Raw genomic sequence first — 17626 nt, forward strand, 5'->3', positions numbered from 1 at the left:
CTGGCACCATCGAGGACGCATCTTCCGCCGCTCGGCCCCTGGGGAATCCGTCATGACCATTCGTACGCGTCGCACCATGCTGTCCGCCACCACCGCTCTCGCGCTCGCCGCCTCGGTCGCGGTCGCCGGGTCGAGCGCCGGGGCGGGCCCGGCCCAGAAGGCGGGGGCGGCATACGCCGGGACCGTCCTGCCCGGCGCCTTCGCCTCGATGTATCCCGTCGATGTCACGACGACCAGCCAGTACTACTACGTCGTCGACCCCGGTCGCTATCGCATCGAGCGGGTCAACCGCGCCACCGGTGCGATCGACAAGACCACGCCCGGAGCCGGCAAGGGCGCCGGTGATGGGGAACTCGCGGCCGCCCGGGCGCTCGCCGTGGACAGCGCGGGGGCCGTCTATGTCGCCGACACGCCGAACCACCGGGTCGTGAAGTACGACCCAACGCTGCAGACCGTCCTGGCGAAGTGGGGAACCAAGGGCACCGCGCCCGGGATGTTCACCAATGTGTATGGCGTGGCGGTCGGCCCCGGCCTGGACAAGTCCGGCGCGACGACCGAGGTCGTCTACACGATCGACTCCGACCGGGTGCAGGTCTTCTCCAAGACCGGCGAGTTCATCCGTGGTTTCGCCGGCGGCTTCAACCAGCCGCGGCAGATCGAGGTCAACAAGGTCACCGGCGATGTGTATGTCGTCAACGCCCGCGCCCGTCAGATCGTCGCCTTCAACAAGGCGGGGACCAAGCTCTTCAGTTTCGGGACCGAGGGCAGCGCGCTGGGCCAGTTCAAGGGCGATCCGCGCGGCGTCACCGTGACGCGCGACGGCAAGATCATCTTCGTCACCGATGACGGCAACCGCCGCATCCAGGCCTTCTCCGCAACCGGCGCGAACCGGGGCACGGCGCTCTATGCCATCGGCTCCCCCACCTCGACGACCTTCGTCGACGCCCGCGGCATCGAGGTCACCCCGGACGGCAAATTGCTCGTCGCCGACGAATGGGACTACTCCCTCAAGGAGTTCACGGTCTCCGGGACGGGTGCGAGCCTGACCCGCCGGCTCTTCGGCGTGCCGGCGCCCAAGACCGGCGCGAACAGCCCGCGTGGCATCGCCCTGGACACCGGCGGCCGGATCTTCGTCAGCGACTGGTGGAACCAGCGCATCATCCGCCGGACCCTGCCCGCGGGCGCCATCACCACCTGGGGCAAGCGCGGCATCCGCGGCGAAGCCGGGTCGCTGAACTTCCAGTGGGCGGTCGCCGTGCAGCCCGGCACCGGCTATGTCTTCGTCGCCAGCCGGGAGAGCCACGAGATCAAGGTCTTCTCCAATGACGGTTCCAAGGAGCTCTTCGTCTGGGGCAAGCGCAGCGCCAATCTCGGCGATTTCACCTTCCCGCAGGGGATGACCTTCGCTCCCGATGGCACCTTGTGGGTCGCCGATTCGGGTAACAGCCGCATCGAGCAGTTCAAGGTCGACGTGGCCGGCAAGAAGGCGACCTTCCTCAAAGCCTTGGGCAGCAAGGGAACCGGCGTCGGGCAGTTCGACATGCCGACCGGCATCTCGGTCGCCGCGGACGGCACGATCTGGGTGGCGGACACCAAGAACAGCCGGATCCAGGCATACAAGGGCGGTGCCTGGCGGACCCCGATCCTCAAGCCCTCCGGGGCGACGACCAAGGCCTTCAACACTCCCTGGGGCGTCACGGCCGCTCCGGACGGGACCATCTGGGTCGCCGACACGACGAACAAGCGCCTGGTGCAGATGAGCAATACCGGCGTCTTCCGGCAGCAGGTCACCGGCGCCTCGGCCGGCACCAGCGACTTCCTCGGGCCCTTCCAGGTGATCTTCGCGGGCGCGAATACGGCATATATGTCCGACACCTGGGGCAACCGCGTCATCAAGCTGACCGTCAGCTGATCGGGCGGGGTTCCCTAACCTCTGCTAGCACGCGTTAGTCAACTGTGCACAGGTTGCAACCTGTGCACAGTTGACTAACTAGTGCTAGCAGAGGTTGCACGACCCAGCAGAGGTTGCACGACCGGGCCGAGGCGCCGCTAGTCGAGGCGGTCGGCGGCGACGACGCCGCGCAGGACGGCGTCCATGGCACCGCGGGCGAGAGAGCGCAGGTGCGGCTCGGGGGCGGCGTCGGCGATCTGGCCGAGCAGGTCGACGACCTGCTTGCAGCGGCGCACGAAGTCGCCGGCGGCGAGGTCCATTTCCTTGAGCACCACGTCCAGCCGCTGCCCGGCGGCCCAGCGGTGCATCGACCAGGCCAGGCCGGCGTCGGGCATCGGCGTCTCGGGCAGCCCGGCATCGTGCTCGCGGTCCTCCAGTTCCGACCAGATCCGCAACATCTGGTCGGCCGCCTCGGCCACGCCATCGGTGGGCAGGCGCGGGTGCGGGTCGGCGTCGCCGAAGCGCGGCTCGTGGACGAGCATCGAGACGCAGGCGGCGAGTTCGGCCTTGTCCAGGCGCTTCCACACGCCCTGGCGCAGACATTCAGCGGCCAGCAGGTCACGGTCGGAATAGATCCGGCGCAGCCGTTCGCCGTCGGGCGTCAGCGACTGGCCGTCGGCGCTGAGATAGCCGATCTCCCCCAACAGCCGGCAGATCCGCTCGAAGGTCTTCGCGACCGTATTGGTGCGCGACTCCACCTTGCGGGTCAGGCCATCGGTCTCGCGTCGCAGCCGCCACCAGCGCTCCGACCACCGGGCATGCTCCTCGCGATCGGGGCAGGCATGGCACGGGTGCGCCTTGAGACGGCGCCGCAACTCGGCCAATCGAGCGTCCCCGCCGCTCGCCTCCTCCGCGACAGCATCGCGCCCTTCGATCGCGCGAGGGCGGGCGGGCGCCTTGACCCGCAGGGTCGTCGCGAGATCGCGCCGGGCCTTGGGGGACTTGTGGTTGAAGTGCCGCGGAACGGGCATTGACCCCAACGCCGACACCGGAACCGGCACATCGCTGAGCGTCAGCAGCTTCACCTGCTTGTCCTCGGTCAGGACGGTCGGCAGTGAGGTGTCGCCGCGGTGGGTGCGCGATGGGTCGATCACGACGGCCAGCCCCGCACGCCGCCCAGCAGGTATGCGGATGATGTCGCCGACGCGCAGCGCCTCCAGCGAGAGCGCCGCCTCGGCCTTCCGGGCCGCCGAGCGGGCCTTGGCTCCCTCCTTCTCGGCCTGCGTGATCTGGTGGCGCAGCGCGGCATACTCCCGGAAGTCTCCGAGATGACAGTGCATCGCCTCGGCATAGCCTTCCATCGCGGTGAGCCGGTCCGTGGTGTCGTGCACCATCCCGACGACCGATCGGTCCGCCTGGAATTGCGCGAAGGAGGTCTGCAGTACCTCGATTGCCCGCGAACGTCCCACTTGCGCAACCAGATTCACTGCCATGTTGTATGACGGGCGGAAGCTCGAGCGCAGCGGGAAGGTTCGCGCGGAGGCCAGTCCCGCGACATGCACCGGGTCCATCCCGCGCCGCCACACGACAAGGGCGTGCCCCTCGATGTCGATGCCGCGCCGCCCCGCGCGGCCGGTCAGCTGGGTGTATTCGGCGGGCGAGAGGTCGACATGCGACTCGCCATTGAACTTCACGAGCTTTTCTAGGACGACGGTGCGCGCCGGCATATTGATGCCCAGCGCCAGCGTCTCCGTCGCGAAGACGGCCCGGATCGTCCCGGCGGTGAAGAGCTCTTCGACGATCTCCCGGAAGGTCGGCAGCATCCCGGCGTGGTGGGCGGCGAAGCCGCGGGAGATGCCTTCGACAAAGTCCCAGTAGCCGAGCACGCCGAGGTCTTCCTCTGCCAGCCCGGTCGAGCGTTCCTCGACGATGCGCCGGTTACGTTCTCCTTGCTCGTCGGTGATCAGGCGGATGCCGCTGCCGAGCAGTTGGCCGACGGCGGCCTCGCATCCGACTCGGCTGAAAATGAAGGTGATCGCCGGCAGCAGGCCTTCGCGATCTAGTTCGCGGATGATCTCGGTGCGCGTGGCATAGCCGCCGGCCGTGCCCCCCGCGACGGGTCCTGGCCGGCGCCGCCGGTCGGGATCTCCCCCACGGCCGCGGGCGCCACGCCGGGCGGCCGCCTCGGCGTGGCCCCGCTCGTTCGCCTGCCGGATCGCGTCGGTCAGGTGCGGGTTGAGGCGGGGTATGCCGCCGTCGACCCGGGGCCCGGCGGTTGAGTCCGCGAAGAGGTCGAAGGTTCGTGGACCGACCTGCATGTGCTGCCACAACGGCACCGGCCGGTGCTCCGAGACGATGACGTCCTGGTTGCCGCGCACCTGCTCGAGCCAGTCGCCGAACTCTTCGGCATTGCTGACGGTCGCCGACAGCGAGATCAACTGCACGGCCGGCGGGAGATGGATGATGACCTCCTCCCAGACCGCGCCGCGGAAGCGGTCGGCGAGATAGTGCACCTCGTCCATGACGACGAAGCCGAGCCCGTCGAGGGTGGAGGACCCGGCATACATCATGTTGCGCAGCACCTCGGTCGTCATGACGACCACGGGGGCGTCGCCATTGATCGAACTATCACCGGTCAGCAGGCCGACCTGCGAACTGCCATGGCGCGCCACGAGATCCGCATACTTCTGATTGGAGAGTGCCTTGATCGGCGTGGTGTAGAACGCCTTTTGGCCGCGCGTCAGCGCAAGGGAGACAGCAAACTCCCCGACCACGGTCTTGCCGGCGCCGGTCGGGGCCGCGACCAGCACCCCCTGCCCGGCCTCGACGGCGGCGCAGGCGCGCACTTGGAAGTCGTCGAGCGGGAAGTCCAGGCTCGCGGCAAAGTCGTCGAGATGACTCATCGGACCTCTGGCGCCGGCACGATCACACGCAGCGCCCCCGGAACCACCTCGGCACGCAATGGCACTGGATGGAAGGGCTCGCCGTCGGCATAGGACGTGATGCCCTCGGCGTCCAGCCGCACCCGCGCGCCACGCAGGATCCGCACGGCGGGATGGTCGACATGGGTGCCCGCGAAGACCTTGGGGAAGACCCGCAGGAACTCGGCCCGCCCCACCCGTTCGAGGATGAGGACGTCGAAGAGGCCGTCGTCCATCAACGCTTCCGGCGTGACCTGCATCCCGCCGCCATAGGAGGCGGCATTGGCGACGATGACGAGCATCGCCTCGGTGTCGTGGCGCGTCCCATCGACGGTCACGGCGTACGGGATGGGGCTGAAGACCGGCAACTCGCGGACCACCGCGAGGTTGTAGCGCGCCTGTCCCTTGGGCCAGGACCAGCGGTTGGCCCGCGCGTTGACGACCGCGTCGAAGCCGGCATAGAGGGTGCCGCCGAACCACGGCCGGTGGCCGCCACCGTCGACTCGCCCCGCATCGACGGCACGGGTATGCCCGCCCGCGATCATCGCGACCGACGCCGCGGCATCGTGGATCGGCAGGCCCAGCCCGGTCGCGATGTCATTGCCGGTGCCCAGGGCGACGATGCCGAGCGGGATGTCGGTGCCGGCGCAGGCGTTCACGCCGAGGTGGGCCATCCCGTCGCCACCGGCGACGACGAGTAGGTCGATCTCGCCGTCGCGGACTGCGTGCTGGGCGTGCGCCAAGGCGCCACCGGCGCTGCGGGACGAGAGGTCGGTGACCGTCAGGCCGTGGCGGGCCAGCGCCGACCCCAAGGTGGCGGCGGCCCGGCCGGCGCTGCCGGCGGAGGCGGACGGATTGACGACGAGGCCGACACGGGCGAACGCGGGGGCCTCGGTCACCTCGTCAGGCTATAGGGCGGAGGCCTGATCGTCGGGGAGTTTCGCCCAGTCGGGCTCGGCCTTGGCGCGGCGCCGGCCGATCCAGACACCGATCCCGGCGGCGATGAAGTAGAGAACCACCAATGGGGCCGCCATGAAGAACATCGTCACGGGGTCCGGCGTGGGGGTGACGACGGCGGAGATGATGAAGATGACGACGACGGCGGGGCGCCATTGCTTGAGGAGCGAATTGCCTGGAATCAGGCCGGCGAAGATCATCCCGACGAGGGCCACAGGCATCATCCAGGTCACGCCGAAGACGAGAATGAGCCGCGTGACGAAGCGGAAGTAGAGCGCTGCCTCGGGCAGGTTATAGGCGTTGATCGGGGTGAACTCGAGCAGTATCTCCACCGCCCGGGGCAGGACCCAAAAACCGAAGGCGCAGCCGATGAGGAAGAGCGGGACCGTCGCCCCGACGAAGGCCATCGAGACCTTCTTCTCCTTCTGGGTCAGGGCGGGAACGAGGTAGGCCCAGGCTTGGTACAGGATAATCGGGCTGGCCAAGATCAGACCCACCCAGATCGACAGATTGATCCGATTGCTGAAGGCCGCCGTCAGGCCCGCAAAGTTCAGGGCGACCTTGTCGGCGTCGACGCCGCGCTCGGAGGCCACCTTCTCTAGCGGCGCGGTCAGGTGGCCGTAGACGAAGTCGTACAGAAACCAGCCGATGACCGAACAGACGGCGAGCGCGAGGGCGGACTTGACGAGTCGTTGCCGGAACTCAAGGAGGTGATCGACGAGGGACATGCGCCCCTCGGGGTTGGCCTTGCGGGCCTCCCTTTTGGCGCGTCCCGGCAGGCCGGGCACCACGATCAGGCGGTCGGGCCGGACTGGTTGTCGGTCCGCGGGCTGTTGTCCTCACGGATGGCCGAGGTGCCGTCGGTGGAACCATCACGCTTGCGCGCCTGATCCTCGACCTTCATCTCGTTGACCTCGGCCTTGAAGACGCGAGCCGAGCGGCCGAGGGAGCGGGCAGCATCGGGCAACCGCTTCCAGCCGAAGAGCAGGATGATCACCACAGCGATGATGACCAGTTCCGGAGCACCGAGAGGCATGACGCGCCTTTCACGTCGAGTGATGAGTCAACTGCCAGTTTAGCGCCACGCCCAGGGCGGGCGGTTCGCTTCGCGCCTCTTGCGGCGTTCGATGTCCAGGTTCGCACGGATCCTTGTGTGTTCCCTGTGTGCGTCGTAGGGGTGTGTGAAGACCGCGGCGTCGCCCGGCTCGGGATCGATGCGGGAGGCGGCCGCCTCGAAGGCGCCGACGATCTCGGAGGTCTGCGCGAGTTGGGCGTTGAGCGCCCGCACCGAGCGCCAGGTGACGCGCACGCGCTGCCACGACCACCAGCCTCCACCCACCACGATGGTCGAGAAGACGGCCAGCCAGGCCCACCACGGCATACCTCAGCCCTGCTGCCCGTATGCCGCGAGCGCACCCGCCGCGTCCGCCGCCACCACGTCCGCGAGTGACTGCGGGTCGAGGATGCGGACTCCGCCGCCGGCGCGCAGCGCCAGCCGGCGAACCCAGTCGGTGTCGCCGGCCCGCAGCTCGACGATGGTGTCGGCGCCGTCGGCGTGGCTCGACTCGATCGGGTAGTACTCCCCGACCCACTCCCAGCCGCGGCCCAGGGCCAGGGCGACCAGTGGGGCGTCCTGGGACGGGGTGAAGACGCCGGCGCTGAGATCGCGCGCCTGCGCCTGCGCCGGCGGGTGACCGTCGGCGTCGAGGATCTCGACCTCCTCGACCCGGTCCAGCCGGAACAGGCGGGTGTCCTCGGCGCGGTGACACCAGCCTTCGAGATACCAGCGGCCGTCGACATTGATCACCCGCATGGGGTCGACATCGCGCTCGGTGCTCTCGTCGCGGGCGGGCACCAGATAGCGCAGGTGGATGCGGCGGTGGCGGCGCAGGGCATCGGTGACCCGCGCGCGCACCGGCTCGGCGGACTCGTCGTCCAGGACCGCCTCGACGCGGCCCGCTCCCCCGCCGGCGGCGGCATCGGACGCCTCGCCGAGCTTGGCTAGGGTGCGCTCGATGACATCGGACTTCGTCACGCCTTCGGCACTGCGCAGCGCGCGCAGGCCGACGGTCAGCGCGAGCGCCTCGGCGCGGGTCAGGCGCAGCGGGTCGGCGATGGTCTCGGCATTGGAGATGAGGATCCGTCCCCCCTCGGTCGAGACGTCGATCAGTTCGTCGGTCATCGGGCCGTAGCCGCACATGAAGAGCAATTGCAGGTCCTCGCGCAACTGCGCCTCGCTGACCTCGAGCTCGTGAGCCGCCTCGGCGATGTCGATGCCCTGGCGATTGACCAGCCACGGCACGATCGACAGCAGCCGGGACACGCGGCTGGCGGCGCCCTCATTCGGGTTGATCATCGCCCGCTCCCGCCATGCGCGTCCGCGGCGGCTCGCAAGATCGCGAGCACCGCCGCCCGCAACTCCTGCGGCTCCTCGACGAGGACGCCGCCACCATAGGACGCGATCTCGTGCGCCAGGTCCTGCACATCGCCGAAGGGCAGCTGGACGACATCCCACCCGTCCTTGCCGGCGGCCACAACCGCCCTGTGCCGCAAGGCATTCCCCGCGCCCTCGCGCACACGCAACCGGGCCAGGCCGAGCTCGCGCCCCTCCCGACGGCGCCGGATCATGGCCACCGGATCGTGCTCCGGGGGCACCGAATAGCTGCCGGGCCGGCCGGCCGTCGCGACCTTGCCGGTGATCCGCGAGAGCCGGAAGACACGAGGGGCGTCGCGGCCAGTGTCCAGGCCGGTGAGATACCAATGGCCGGACTGCGAGGTCAGGCCCCACGGCTGGACAGTGCGTTGCGAGCTCTCCCCGCCCGGACGGGCATACGAGAAGCGCACGGGAGTCTCGGCGAGCAAGGCCTCCAGGAGGGGACCGAAGGCCGGCTCGCGGGTGCCCAGCCGAGCCTCGACGAAGGCGAACGCCTCGTGATCGGGCTCCACACCGGAGGCGCGCAATTTGCGCAGGGCGGTCCCGGCCGGGCCGGCGAGGGTGGCATGGCTCCACGTCCGCGCCGCGAGGCCGAGGACGGCCAGCTCGTCGGAATCGAAGCGGATCTGCGGGAGGGCGTAGTCGCGCTGATGGATCCGGTAGCCGGGCTCGTCCTCCCAGCCCGCGGTGATCTCCTCGGTGACCAGCGGGATGCCGAGTTCGCGCAATTCATCCTTATCGCGCTCGAACATCCTCTCGAAGGCCTCATCGCTCGGCGCCGAGCGGTACTGCTCGACGCTCTCCCGCAGCCGGGCGCGGGACAGCGGACGCCGCGTATAAAGCAGCGTCATCACGAGATTCATCAGCCGCTCGGTCTTCGCGGCCGGGCTGTTGGGCGCGGACATGTCGGGTCCGAACCTACCCGAGGCCCTCTATGGTTGCGCCGTGATGCACTGGCGAGTCGGCACCATCACCGGGCGCGAGCGAGCCTGGGGTCGGGCGGTGCAGTATGCCGTGACCCTCAGCTCCCCGCAGGCGGAGGTCGTGCGAGCGCTGGGGTATGTCGACCTGGTCGGCGAGCTTGCTCCGGGAGACCGGGTGCTGCTGAGCACCTCGGCGCTAGAGCGCGGGCTCGGGACGGGTGGGCTGGCCTTCGTGGTCGCCGCCCCCGACCGGCTGCCGGCCGATCCGCCGGCCGCTCCCGGGCATATCGTCAAAGCGCGCTACACCCCGCAGCAGCAGCTCGTCCTCGCCATCGATGAGCAGGAGAGCCCGCACCACGAAGCCTTCCTGAGCGGCCCGGCCGCCGATGGCGACCTGGGGGGTATACCGGTCCTCGCCGCCGATCTGCACTCGGCTCTCGCGCCGATCCTGGTCGGCATCCGCGCGCTACATCCGGATCTGCGAGTGGCCTATCTGATGACTGACGGCGGCGCCCTGCCGGCCGCCTTCTCGATGACGATCGCGCGGCTGCGCGAGGTGGGCTGGCTGACGGCCACGATCACCGTCGGGCAGGCGTATGGCGGTGACCACGAGGCGGTGACGCTGCATTCAGGCCTCCTTGCGGCGCGACATGTGCTGGGCGCGGACGTCGCCGTCGTCACGCAAGGACCCGGGAATGTCGGCACCGGAACGGCTTTCGGATTCACCGGCGTCGCGGCCGGAGAAGCACTCAACGCCGCTCACGTGCTGGGCGGCCGGCCGATCGGTGCCTTGCGGATCAGCGATGCCGACGCGCGCGAGCGGCACTATGGCATCTCGCATCACAGCCGCACGGCATACGGCCGGATCGTGCTCGGGGCGGCGAGCCTGGTGCTGCCCCGGCTCGGCGGGGAATTCGGCGAGCTGGTCGAGACCCAGGCGCAGGCGATCGTGCAGGACGCGAGCGGGCGGCTTGACCTGATCGCTGAGGAGACCGACGGGCTGCTTGAGGCGCTGAGCGAATCCCCGGTCGGCCTGTCGAGTATGGGACGTGGCGTGGACCGCGATGAGGCCTATTTCGTGAGCCACGCCGCCGCCGGCCGCGCTGTCGCGAGGCTCGCCAGCCGTTGACGGAGCTGGTCGCACAATGTGCCGAACTCGGTGCCAGAGCGTCAGTTTCGGCGGGAGGTCGTCAGATCAAGCTGACGAGCTGGGCTGAACCTGACGATCTCACCGCGAGCGCAGTCAGTCCTGGGGTCCGCGCACCACGGCCACCGGAACCTCGGCGGACTGCAGGAGTTTGCGGCTGACCGAGCCGAGCAGCGTTGCCGCCAGCCCGCGACCGCGGCGACCGCAGACGAGCAATTGCGCGGTGCGCGACTCCTCGGTCAAGACATCGACCGCGCGACCTTGGCGCACCACCGGAGCGATCACCAGGTCCGGATAGCGGGCACGCAGGGGCCCGATGGCCGCCTCCACTTTCGCGCCATAACGCTGCTGCACGCTCGCGAACTGTGGTGATTCCGGGTCCGCCGCGACGATACCGTCGACCACCTCCAGGAACCACACGCTGACCACTCGCAGGCCGACACCCAGCCGCGCCGCGGTGGCCGCGGCATACTCCAGCGCCGCGAGGGCGGGGGCGCTGCCGTCGAAGGCGGCAACGACATCGCCGGTCTCCGGCGGGGCCGCGCCGACGACGACCACCGGGCACGCGGCCAGGCCGACCACCGCGGTCGAGGTCGAGCCGAGGAAAATCCGCTGCAGTCGTCCGGCGCTCGCGGAGCCGAGCACGATCAGGGCGGCGGTCTCGCCCGCGGCGAGGAGCACGCTGGAGGCCTTCCCCGAGGCGGAGTATGCGGACACCGCGGTCCCCGGTGCGCTCGCCCTCACCTGCTCGGCGGCCTCCTGCAGCCGGCGCCCGAGGTCGACCTGCAATTGCTCCTCTACCATCGCCAGCGGGACGGCCTCACCACTGCTGAGCAAGGGCAGGTCCATGTCGATGGCGCTGATGATGTGGACGGGCGCATTTCGGCTGAGCGCCTCACGAGCCGCCCAGGTGAGCGTTGCCCGGTCCTGTTCTCGGCCGTCGATGCCGACGACCACGGCACCATCCGGCGCGCCATGGCTTGGTCCGTTGGGCTGGTCTGCGGGCGTCGTTGCCATAGCTCCAGCCTAGCCATCGGCCCTGCTCAGGCTCGTGGGGGGTCGCGAGGCGACGGGAGCACCGTCATACGAACGAGATCGGGAAACACGCCCACGCACGAGGCGCGTCATCGGCGTGTTTCCGATCTCGATGGGAGGGGGCGGCCGCGCGGGCGGGGCCGCTGCGGCCTCAGCGGGCGATATCGACCAGGTCGACGACGAAGATCAGCGTCTCGCCGGGCTTGATGACGGGCGGGGCGCCGCGATCGCCATACGCGAGGTGCGCCGGGATCGTCAGCTTGCGGCGACCACCGACCTTCATGCCCACGATGCCGCGGTCCCAGCCCGGGATGACCTGGCCGACGCCGATGCGGAAGTCCAGGGGCGCACCGCGGTTCCACGACGCGTCGAACTCCTCGCCCGTGGAGTGCGCGACGCCGAGGTAGTGCGTGCGGATGGTGTCGCCGGCCTGCGCTTCCTGACCGTCGCCTTCCCAGATGTCCTCGACCACCAGGTCGGCGGGCGGGGCGCCCTCGGGGAAGTCGATCTCCGGACGCTCGGTGTTGGGGTCAAAAGGCATGAGGATTACTCCTGTCGGGTTCGAGGATTAGTACTTCGCGAGGATGTCGACGCCGGAGACGTCGGCCTGGACGATCGAGCCCAGGCCCAGGCCCGTGGCCGCGAGGTAGAGGATCGGGTTGCCGATCGCCAGCATCAGCGCCGTGACCAGGAACGGCCCCTCGGACGCCTGCCGGTAGCGGGCGTAGTGCAGCCACCCCCACCGGCGGGTGCGCGCGGCGAGGGCGGCGTGGTCGAGCCCCGTGAACGTGACGACGGGTTGCTCATGCCGGACGTCAGTCAATGAGGGACCTCCCGGTCAGCCGGAGGAACACGTCCTCCAGCGATGAACGCCGCACGAGCGAGGTGAGCGGGTTGAGCCCGCGCCGGGAGATCTGCTCGAGCAGGCCCTCGCCGTCGCGGGCGTAAGCAGGATGCGGTCGGGCAGCACCTCGATGCGCTCGGCCATGCCGCGCAGCTCCGCCTCCATCGCGGCGTTGCGGGCCGACCCGAACCGCACCTCGACGACCTCGCGGGTCGAGTACTCGCGGATCAGCGCCTGGGGCGAGCCCTCGGCGACGATCTTGCCGTGGTCGATGACGACCAGCCGGTCGCACAGCTGCTCCGCCTCGTCCATGAAGTGCGTGGTGATGACCAGGGTGACGCCCTGCTCCTTGAGGCGGAACAGCCGATCCCACAGGATGTGCCGGGCCTGCGGGTCCAGGCCCGTGGTCGGCTCGTCCAGCAGCAGGATGCGTGGCTCGTTGACCAAGCCGCGCGCGATCGTTAGGCGGCGCTTCATGCCACCGGACAGCGCGTTGACCTTCGCTTTGGCCTTTCTGTCAGCTGGGCGAACTCGAGCAGCTCGTCGGCCTTGGTCTCCAGGTACGCCCGGGGCAGGCCAAAGTAGCGGCCGTAGACGATGAGGTTGTCGCGGGCGCGCAGCTCCTCGTCCAGTGAGTCCTGCTGCGGCACCACGCCGAGGGAGGCCCGCACCTCGGGGCCCCGCTCCTCGGGGTCGAGGCCCAGCACGGTCAGCGAGCCGGACGTGCGCAACGAAGTGCCGCCGATCATCCGCATGGTGGTCGACTTGCCCGCACCGTTGGGCCCGAGCAGGCCGAAGGACTCACCGGGGGCGACCTCGAACGAGATTCCGTCGACGGCGGTGAAGTCGCCCGAACTTCTTGGTGAGGTTCTGGGCTTGGATCACGGGCACGGCGTGAACACTACAGCCGCCGGCGACGATCCGGCGGGCGGATGCGCATGTGACGGCGTCCGCCCGGCGGATCGGCGTTACTTCACCCGGGCCTGCTCGAGGGCGACGTCATATACGGCGTGCAGCGCGTCAGCACCGCCGCTCTCGGCCCAGAACGGCAAGGATGCCTCGAGAGCCGTCGCGAGTCCGAGGGCGTACCCGACGCGTCGCTCGTCGTCCTCGAAGAACTTCTCGTCGATGCGCGGCGGGAAGGGCAGCGGGAAGGGCCAGGGCCACCGCGGCGGACAGATCTCGTCGGGGTTCGGGCGGAACGCCGTTCCGAGCGCGTCGGCCAGGCGCGCGGTGCGGATCAGCTCGACGCCCGTCGCGGCTCCGAGCTTGAAGCCCGGGTCGACCCATGGGATGGGTGAGGTGCCGGCGACGCGTTCACTGCGGCCGCCCTGGATGATGATGCCGCGCTCTTCGAGGCCGCCCTGGTTGATGATGTCCCAGATGATCGGGTAGCGCTGGGCCCAAAAGGTGAGCAGTGACGTGTTCGCAGGCATGGAGAGCCCCTCTCGGTCCGCAGGGCCGGCTGCCCTGCACACCCAAGAAGAGCTCGCAGCCGTGCCGGTGATACACCTGATCGGGTGACGACGGGACCGATTGCAGGACTGCGGGGCTTCCGGTCGCCTCAGGCGCCTCACCCGGACACAACAGCCCCAGTCAGCCCGACGACTGGCCCGGCGCCGGCGACGGCGGATGCATGAGTAGCGCGCCGGCCCCGACGACTGGCCCGCCGGAGGCTACGAGAGCTGGTCGAGCAGCCAGCGCGTGCCGTGGACGACGGCGCCGGGCCAGGGTCGGCACCAGCTCCCCCAGCCGCTTAGACCCCAGCGCCGTGGCCTTCGGGGCCTAGCCGCGCAGGGGACGCGCGCAGCGCAGCGCGTTCGGGCGGCAGGGCGCCTCGAAAGCGATCTTCAGCGAGTCGGCCACCTTGCGGTCGTTGCGGAGCGCGAACAAGCGGTCGACCACCCGGTCGCGCAGCATCACGGGCTCGATGGTGTTGAGGTAGATCTTCGTCGCCCCCTCGAAGCCGGCCAGCGTCGAGACCCGCCACTTCAGCATCACGCGCCACGGCATCGCCAGGTCGACGTCGATGGGCCGGTAGTGCCACTCCTCGTTGCAGGGCACCTCGGTGCCCGTCGCGGCGTGCATCGCCTGGATCATGTCGCTCATGCCCCGGACCTCCTCGGGCGTCTGCTCCCACGGGTCCGGCTGCTCGGACTTGCTGTAGATCTCGACGGTCGGGAAGCGGTGCCCGAACCCGGCGAACGCCATCGCGTGCTCGTTCTCGGCGATGACGAGGTTCTTGTGGGAGGCGTAGTTCGTGGCGACCTCGTTGAACAGGTTCGCGTTCGAGCGCAGCTTGGCCAGGGTCGCCTCGTGCTGGACGCCGCGCTCGTCGATCGCCACCAGCTGCTTGTGCAGGTGGTCGAAAGACGCCCCCGCCGGTTTCAGCCAGTTCTGAAAGACCGTCACGTAGCGGGCGTAGCGGTTGAGGTCGTAGAGCCCCTTCACCGACTCGACGGTGTAGCTGATGAACGCTTCGCCTACCGGTGCGGGCCGGCTCGGGTTCAGCGCGCGACGTCGACCAGGTCGACGACGAAGATCAGCGTCTCGCCCGGCTTGATCACGACGCCGGCTCCCCGGTCGCCATAGGCCAGGTGAGCCGGGATGGTCAGCTTGCGCCGGCCGCCGACCTTCATGCCCACGATGCCGCGGTCCCAGCCCGGGATGACCTGGCCGACGCCGATGCGGAAGTCCAGGGGCGCACCGCGGTTCCACGACGCGTCGAACTCCTCGCCCGTGGAGTGCGCGACGCCGAGGTAGTGCGTGCGGATGGTGTCGCCGGCCTGCGCTTCCTGACCGTCGCCTTCCCAGATGTCCTCGACGACGAGGTCGGCGGGCGGGGCGCCTTCGGGGAAGTCGATCTCCGGGCGCTCGGTGTTGGGGTCGAATGGCATGAGGATTACTCCTGTCGGGTTCGAGGATTAGTACTTCGCGAGGATGTCGACGACGAAGACCATGGTGTCGGTGCCCTTGATTTCGCCCTGGCCCTTGTCGCCATAGCCGTCCTTCGGCGGGACGATCAGGAGCAGTCGGGAGCCGACGGTCTGGCCCTCGATGCCCTTGTCCCAACCGGCGACGACGCGGCCGGCGCCGACGGGGAAGCTGAAGGAGGCGGTCGGACCCTGCTTGAAGCTGGAGTCGAAGATCTGACCATTGCGCCATAGCGCGCCGGTGTACGTCACGACTGCCGTGTCACCCTGCTCGACCTTCGCGCCCTTGCCCTTGATGAGCGGCTGGATGACCAGATCCTTCGGCGGGTCCGCCTTGGGCATCGTGAACGATGCTTGCTTGCCCGACTCGAAGGTGACCTCGGGCAGGTTCTTGGCAGTCGGGGTGACCGCTGTGCCCTCCGCCTCCGGTAACTTGGTCGCGACATTCACGACATCGAAGAGGAAGACGACGGTATCGGTGCCCTTGACGCCGATCTGCGCGTTGCCCTGATCGCCGAATGCCTCGGCGGGGGGAAGCGCCGCAACAACGCGTGAGCCCTTGGTCACGCCGGTCAGGGCCTTGCGCAGCCCGGAAATCAGCGTCGCATCGCCGACATCGAAGCCGGTTTCCTTGGCGGAGTAGGTCTCGTCGATCACCTTGCCGTCGGTGCCATTGACCAGGGTGTACTTCACGACCGCGATGCTCTTGTCATCCGTGGGCGTGCCCGAGCCCTTCTTCAAGACGGTGGAGGCGTACGCCGCAACACCGAAGGGCGTCTTCAACTCGAGCTTCGGCGCCGTCTTGTCGTCGCCGCCAGTGGCCTTGACGTCGGCAATCTTGCCGTCGGTCACCGCGGAGGTCCCGCCTGCGGAGGAAGACGTCGAAGAGCTGGACGAGGAGGTGGACCCCTTGTCGGAGCCGCAGGCGGTCATCGCCAGCGTGAGTGCGCTGGCTGCCGCGAGGGCGCTTAATGTGCGGACAGGGCGACGGGCAGCAGACGACACAGGTGAGCAGCTTTCGTTCATCGGGGAGGTATGCGGACCGCCCGCGACGGGCGGCAACCGATCAACCATAACCCGCTAACCCGTGGCGAAAGTTCCCGCGAACCTGCCTCCCGACGTCTTGACGGGCGATCCACAGGCCGCGTTCAGGGTTGCGGTATGCCGCTCGCCGTCATCCCTTCGATCAGCCGGGTGACCCGCGGGTCCTCGCTGATGAAGGGGTCTTTGCACAGGACCGTGCGTTGCGCCTGATCATTGAGTTTCAGATGAACCCAGTCGACGGTGTAGTCGCGACGCTGCTCCTTGGCGACCCGGATGAAGTCACCGCGCAGTTTCGCGCGCGTCGTCTGCGGCGGCGTCTCCTTGGCGGCTTCCACCTGCTCATCGGTCACCACGCGAGCTGCCAGACCCCGCCGCTGCAGCACGCCGAAGAGCCCGCGGCGCGGATCAATGTCGTGATAGGCCAGATCGAGCTGCGCCAGCCGGGGGTGGTGCAACGGCAGGTCGTGCTTGCTGGCATAGCTGGTGATCAGCTTGCGTTTGATGGCCCAGTCGATCTCGGTGTCGATGCCGCTGTGGTCGCCGGACTCGATCGCCGCCAAGGTGCGCCGCCACAGATCGAGGACGCGGGTCGTGGTGGGATCGTCCATGCCCTTGGATGCGGCGAATTCCGTTGCCTTGGTGAGGAACTCGCTCTGCATGTCGAGGCCGCTCAGGGTCTTGCCATTGGCGAGCTTGACCGTCTTGCGGCCGGTCAGGTCGAAGGAGATGTCGCGGATCGCGCGAATCGCATTGTCGAGGGTGAAATCGCGCAGGGTCACACCCTCTTCGATCATCCGCAGCACCAGATCGCAGCTGCCGACCTTGAGCAGGGCGGTGGTTTCGCTCATCGAGGAGTCACCGACGATGACATGCAGGCGACGGAAGTGCTCGGCATCGGCGTGCGGCTCATCGCGCGTGTTGATGATCGGTCGCGACCGGGTGGTGGCCGACGACACGCCCTCCCAGATGTGTTCTGCCCGCTGGCTGAGGGAATAGGCCGCGCCGGTGGAGGTCGGGATGATCTTGCCCGCCCCGGCGATCAACTGCCGGCTGACGAGAAACGGGATCAGCACATCGGAGAAGTCCTGGAACTCACCGCCGCGGCCGATGAGGTAGTTCTCATGGCAGCCATACGAACTGCCAGCGGAGTCGGTGTTGTTCTTGAAGACATAGATCTCGCCGGCGATCCCGTCTTCGGCGAGGCGTTCGGTCGCATCGGCGACCAGATCCCCGAGGATCCGCTCCCCCGCCTTGTCATGGGCGATGAGATCGATCAGGTTGTCGCACTCGGCCGTGGCATATTCCGGATGCGACCCGACATCGAGATAGAGCCGAGATCCATTGCCCAGGAAGACATTTGACGACCGGCCCCAAGAGACGACCTTGCGGAACAGATAGCGCGCCACTTCGTCGGGGGTCAGCGTGCGCTGCCCCTTCTCGACGCAGGTGATGCCGAATTCGGTCTCGATGCCGAAGATCCGCCGGTCCATGGTTGGC

Annotated in this window: 17 protein-coding genes and 1 pseudogene; 2 read left to right on the forward strand and 16 right to left on the reverse strand. The window is 68.8% G+C overall.

Annotated elements, in window-relative coordinates:
- The first annotated feature begins 52 nt into the window (after positions 1–52).
- A complete protein-coding gene (locus ABD225_RS04520; RefSeq protein ID WP_344081905.1) occupies positions 53–1912 on the forward strand; it encodes an NHL repeat-containing protein in 1860 nt (619 codons plus the stop codon).
- Positions 1913–2049: 137 nt separating this feature from the next.
- Here ABD225_RS04520 and ABD225_RS04525 read toward each other — a convergent pair whose 3' ends face one another.
- The 7 genes from ABD225_RS04525 to ABD225_RS04555 are packed head-to-tail and all read right to left on the reverse strand — an operon-like array spanning position 2050 to position 9108.
- Positions 2050–4794 (reverse strand): DEAD/DEAH box helicase, encoded by a 2745-nt coding sequence (locus ABD225_RS04525; RefSeq protein WP_344081907.1) that lies wholly within the window; start codon positions 4792–4794, stop codon positions 2050–2052.
- A complete protein-coding gene (locus tag ABD225_RS04530) occupies positions 4791–5711 on the reverse strand; it encodes a diacylglycerol/lipid kinase family protein (RefSeq protein ID WP_344081909.1) in 921 nt (306 codons plus the stop codon). Before ABD225_RS04530 ends, ABD225_RS04525 begins: the two co-directional genes overlap by 4 nt.
- 9 nt (positions 5712–5720) lie before the next feature.
- A complete protein-coding gene (gene tatC, locus ABD225_RS04535) occupies positions 5721–6557 on the reverse strand; it encodes a twin-arginine translocase subunit TatC (RefSeq protein WP_344081911.1) in 837 nt (278 codons plus the stop codon).
- A 5-nt stretch (positions 6558–6562) separates the two neighbouring features.
- Complete coding sequence (gene tatA, locus ABD225_RS04540; protein ID WP_344081913.1) at positions 6563–6805, reverse strand: Sec-independent protein translocase subunit TatA; 243 nt, start codon at positions 6803–6805, stop codon at positions 6563–6565.
- A 39-nt stretch (positions 6806–6844) separates the two neighbouring features.
- Positions 6845–7150 (reverse strand): hypothetical protein, encoded by a 306-nt coding sequence (locus ABD225_RS04545; protein WP_344081915.1) that lies wholly within the window; start codon positions 7148–7150, stop codon positions 6845–6847.
- A 3-nt stretch (positions 7151–7153) separates the two neighbouring features.
- Entirely contained in the window at positions 7154–8125 is a 972-nt protein-coding gene (locus tag ABD225_RS04550) for a helix-turn-helix transcriptional regulator (RefSeq protein ID WP_344081917.1), read from the reverse strand.
- Positions 8122–9108 (reverse strand): helix-turn-helix transcriptional regulator, encoded by a 987-nt coding sequence (locus ABD225_RS04555; protein WP_344081919.1) that lies wholly within the window; start codon positions 9106–9108, stop codon positions 8122–8124. Before ABD225_RS04555 ends, ABD225_RS04550 begins: the two co-directional genes overlap by 4 nt.
- 43 nt (positions 9109–9151) lie before the next feature.
- Between ABD225_RS04555 and ABD225_RS04560 the strand changes: the two genes are divergently transcribed.
- Complete coding sequence (locus tag ABD225_RS04560; protein ID WP_344082025.1) at positions 9152–10255, forward strand: DUF3866 family protein; 1104 nt, start codon at positions 9152–9154, stop codon at positions 10253–10255.
- 114 nt (positions 10256–10369) lie between these two features.
- On the opposite strand, the gene ABD225_RS04565 is transcribed toward ABD225_RS04560, so the two are convergent.
- From ABD225_RS04565 to pafA, 9 genes and pseudogenes are all read right to left on the reverse strand, one after another.
- Positions 10370–11290 (reverse strand): universal stress protein, encoded by a 921-nt coding sequence (locus tag ABD225_RS04565; protein WP_344081921.1) that lies wholly within the window; start codon positions 11288–11290, stop codon positions 10370–10372.
- Between the two features lie 169 nt (positions 11291–11459).
- Positions 11460–11849: an FKBP-type peptidyl-prolyl cis-trans isomerase gene (locus ABD225_RS04570; RefSeq protein WP_344081923.1), complete on the reverse strand. Its 390-nt coding sequence runs from the start codon at positions 11847–11849 to the stop codon at positions 11460–11462.
- A gap of 27 nt (positions 11850–11876) precedes the next feature.
- Positions 11877–12131: a hypothetical protein gene (locus tag ABD225_RS04575; RefSeq protein ID WP_344081925.1), complete on the reverse strand. Its 255-nt coding sequence runs from the start codon at positions 12129–12131 to the stop codon at positions 11877–11879.
- Positions 12124–13073 (reverse strand): annotated as a pseudogene (locus ABD225_RS04580) (ABC transporter ATP-binding protein). The gene ABD225_RS04575 and the pseudogene ABD225_RS04580 overlap by 8 nt, the downstream one beginning before the upstream one ends.
- A 47-nt stretch (positions 13074–13120) precedes the next feature.
- Positions 13121–13588 (reverse strand): hypothetical protein, encoded by a 468-nt coding sequence (locus ABD225_RS04585; protein ID WP_344081927.1) that lies wholly within the window; start codon positions 13586–13588, stop codon positions 13121–13123.
- A 349-nt stretch (positions 13589–13937) separates the two neighbouring features.
- Complete coding sequence (locus tag ABD225_RS04590) at positions 13938–14663, reverse strand: DUF4921 family protein (protein ID WP_344082027.1); 726 nt, start codon at positions 14661–14663, stop codon at positions 13938–13940.
- Positions 14660–15049 carry an FKBP-type peptidyl-prolyl cis-trans isomerase gene (locus ABD225_RS04595; RefSeq protein ID WP_344081929.1) on the reverse strand — a complete coding sequence of 130 codons (390 nt, stop codon included), beginning with the start codon at positions 15047–15049 and terminating at the stop codon, positions 14660–14662. The genes ABD225_RS04590 and ABD225_RS04595 overlap by 4 nt, the downstream gene beginning before the upstream one ends.
- Before the next feature lie 27 nt (positions 15050–15076).
- Positions 15077–16090, reverse strand: coding sequence for an FKBP-type peptidyl-prolyl cis-trans isomerase (locus ABD225_RS04600; RefSeq protein ID WP_344081931.1), 1014 nt, complete (start codon positions 16088–16090; stop codon positions 15077–15079).
- A gap of 143 nt (positions 16091–16233) precedes the next feature.
- Positions 16234–17619 carry a Pup--protein ligase gene (gene pafA, locus ABD225_RS04605; RefSeq protein ID WP_344081933.1) on the reverse strand — a complete coding sequence of 462 codons (1386 nt, stop codon included), beginning with the start codon at positions 17617–17619 and terminating at the stop codon, positions 16234–16236.
- Positions 17620–17626: the final 7 nt, after the last annotated feature.

The organism is Nostocoides veronense, from assembly GCF_039531185.1.
GTDB lineage: Bacteria > Actinomycetota > Actinomycetes > Actinomycetales > Dermatophilaceae > Nostocoides_A > Nostocoides_A veronense.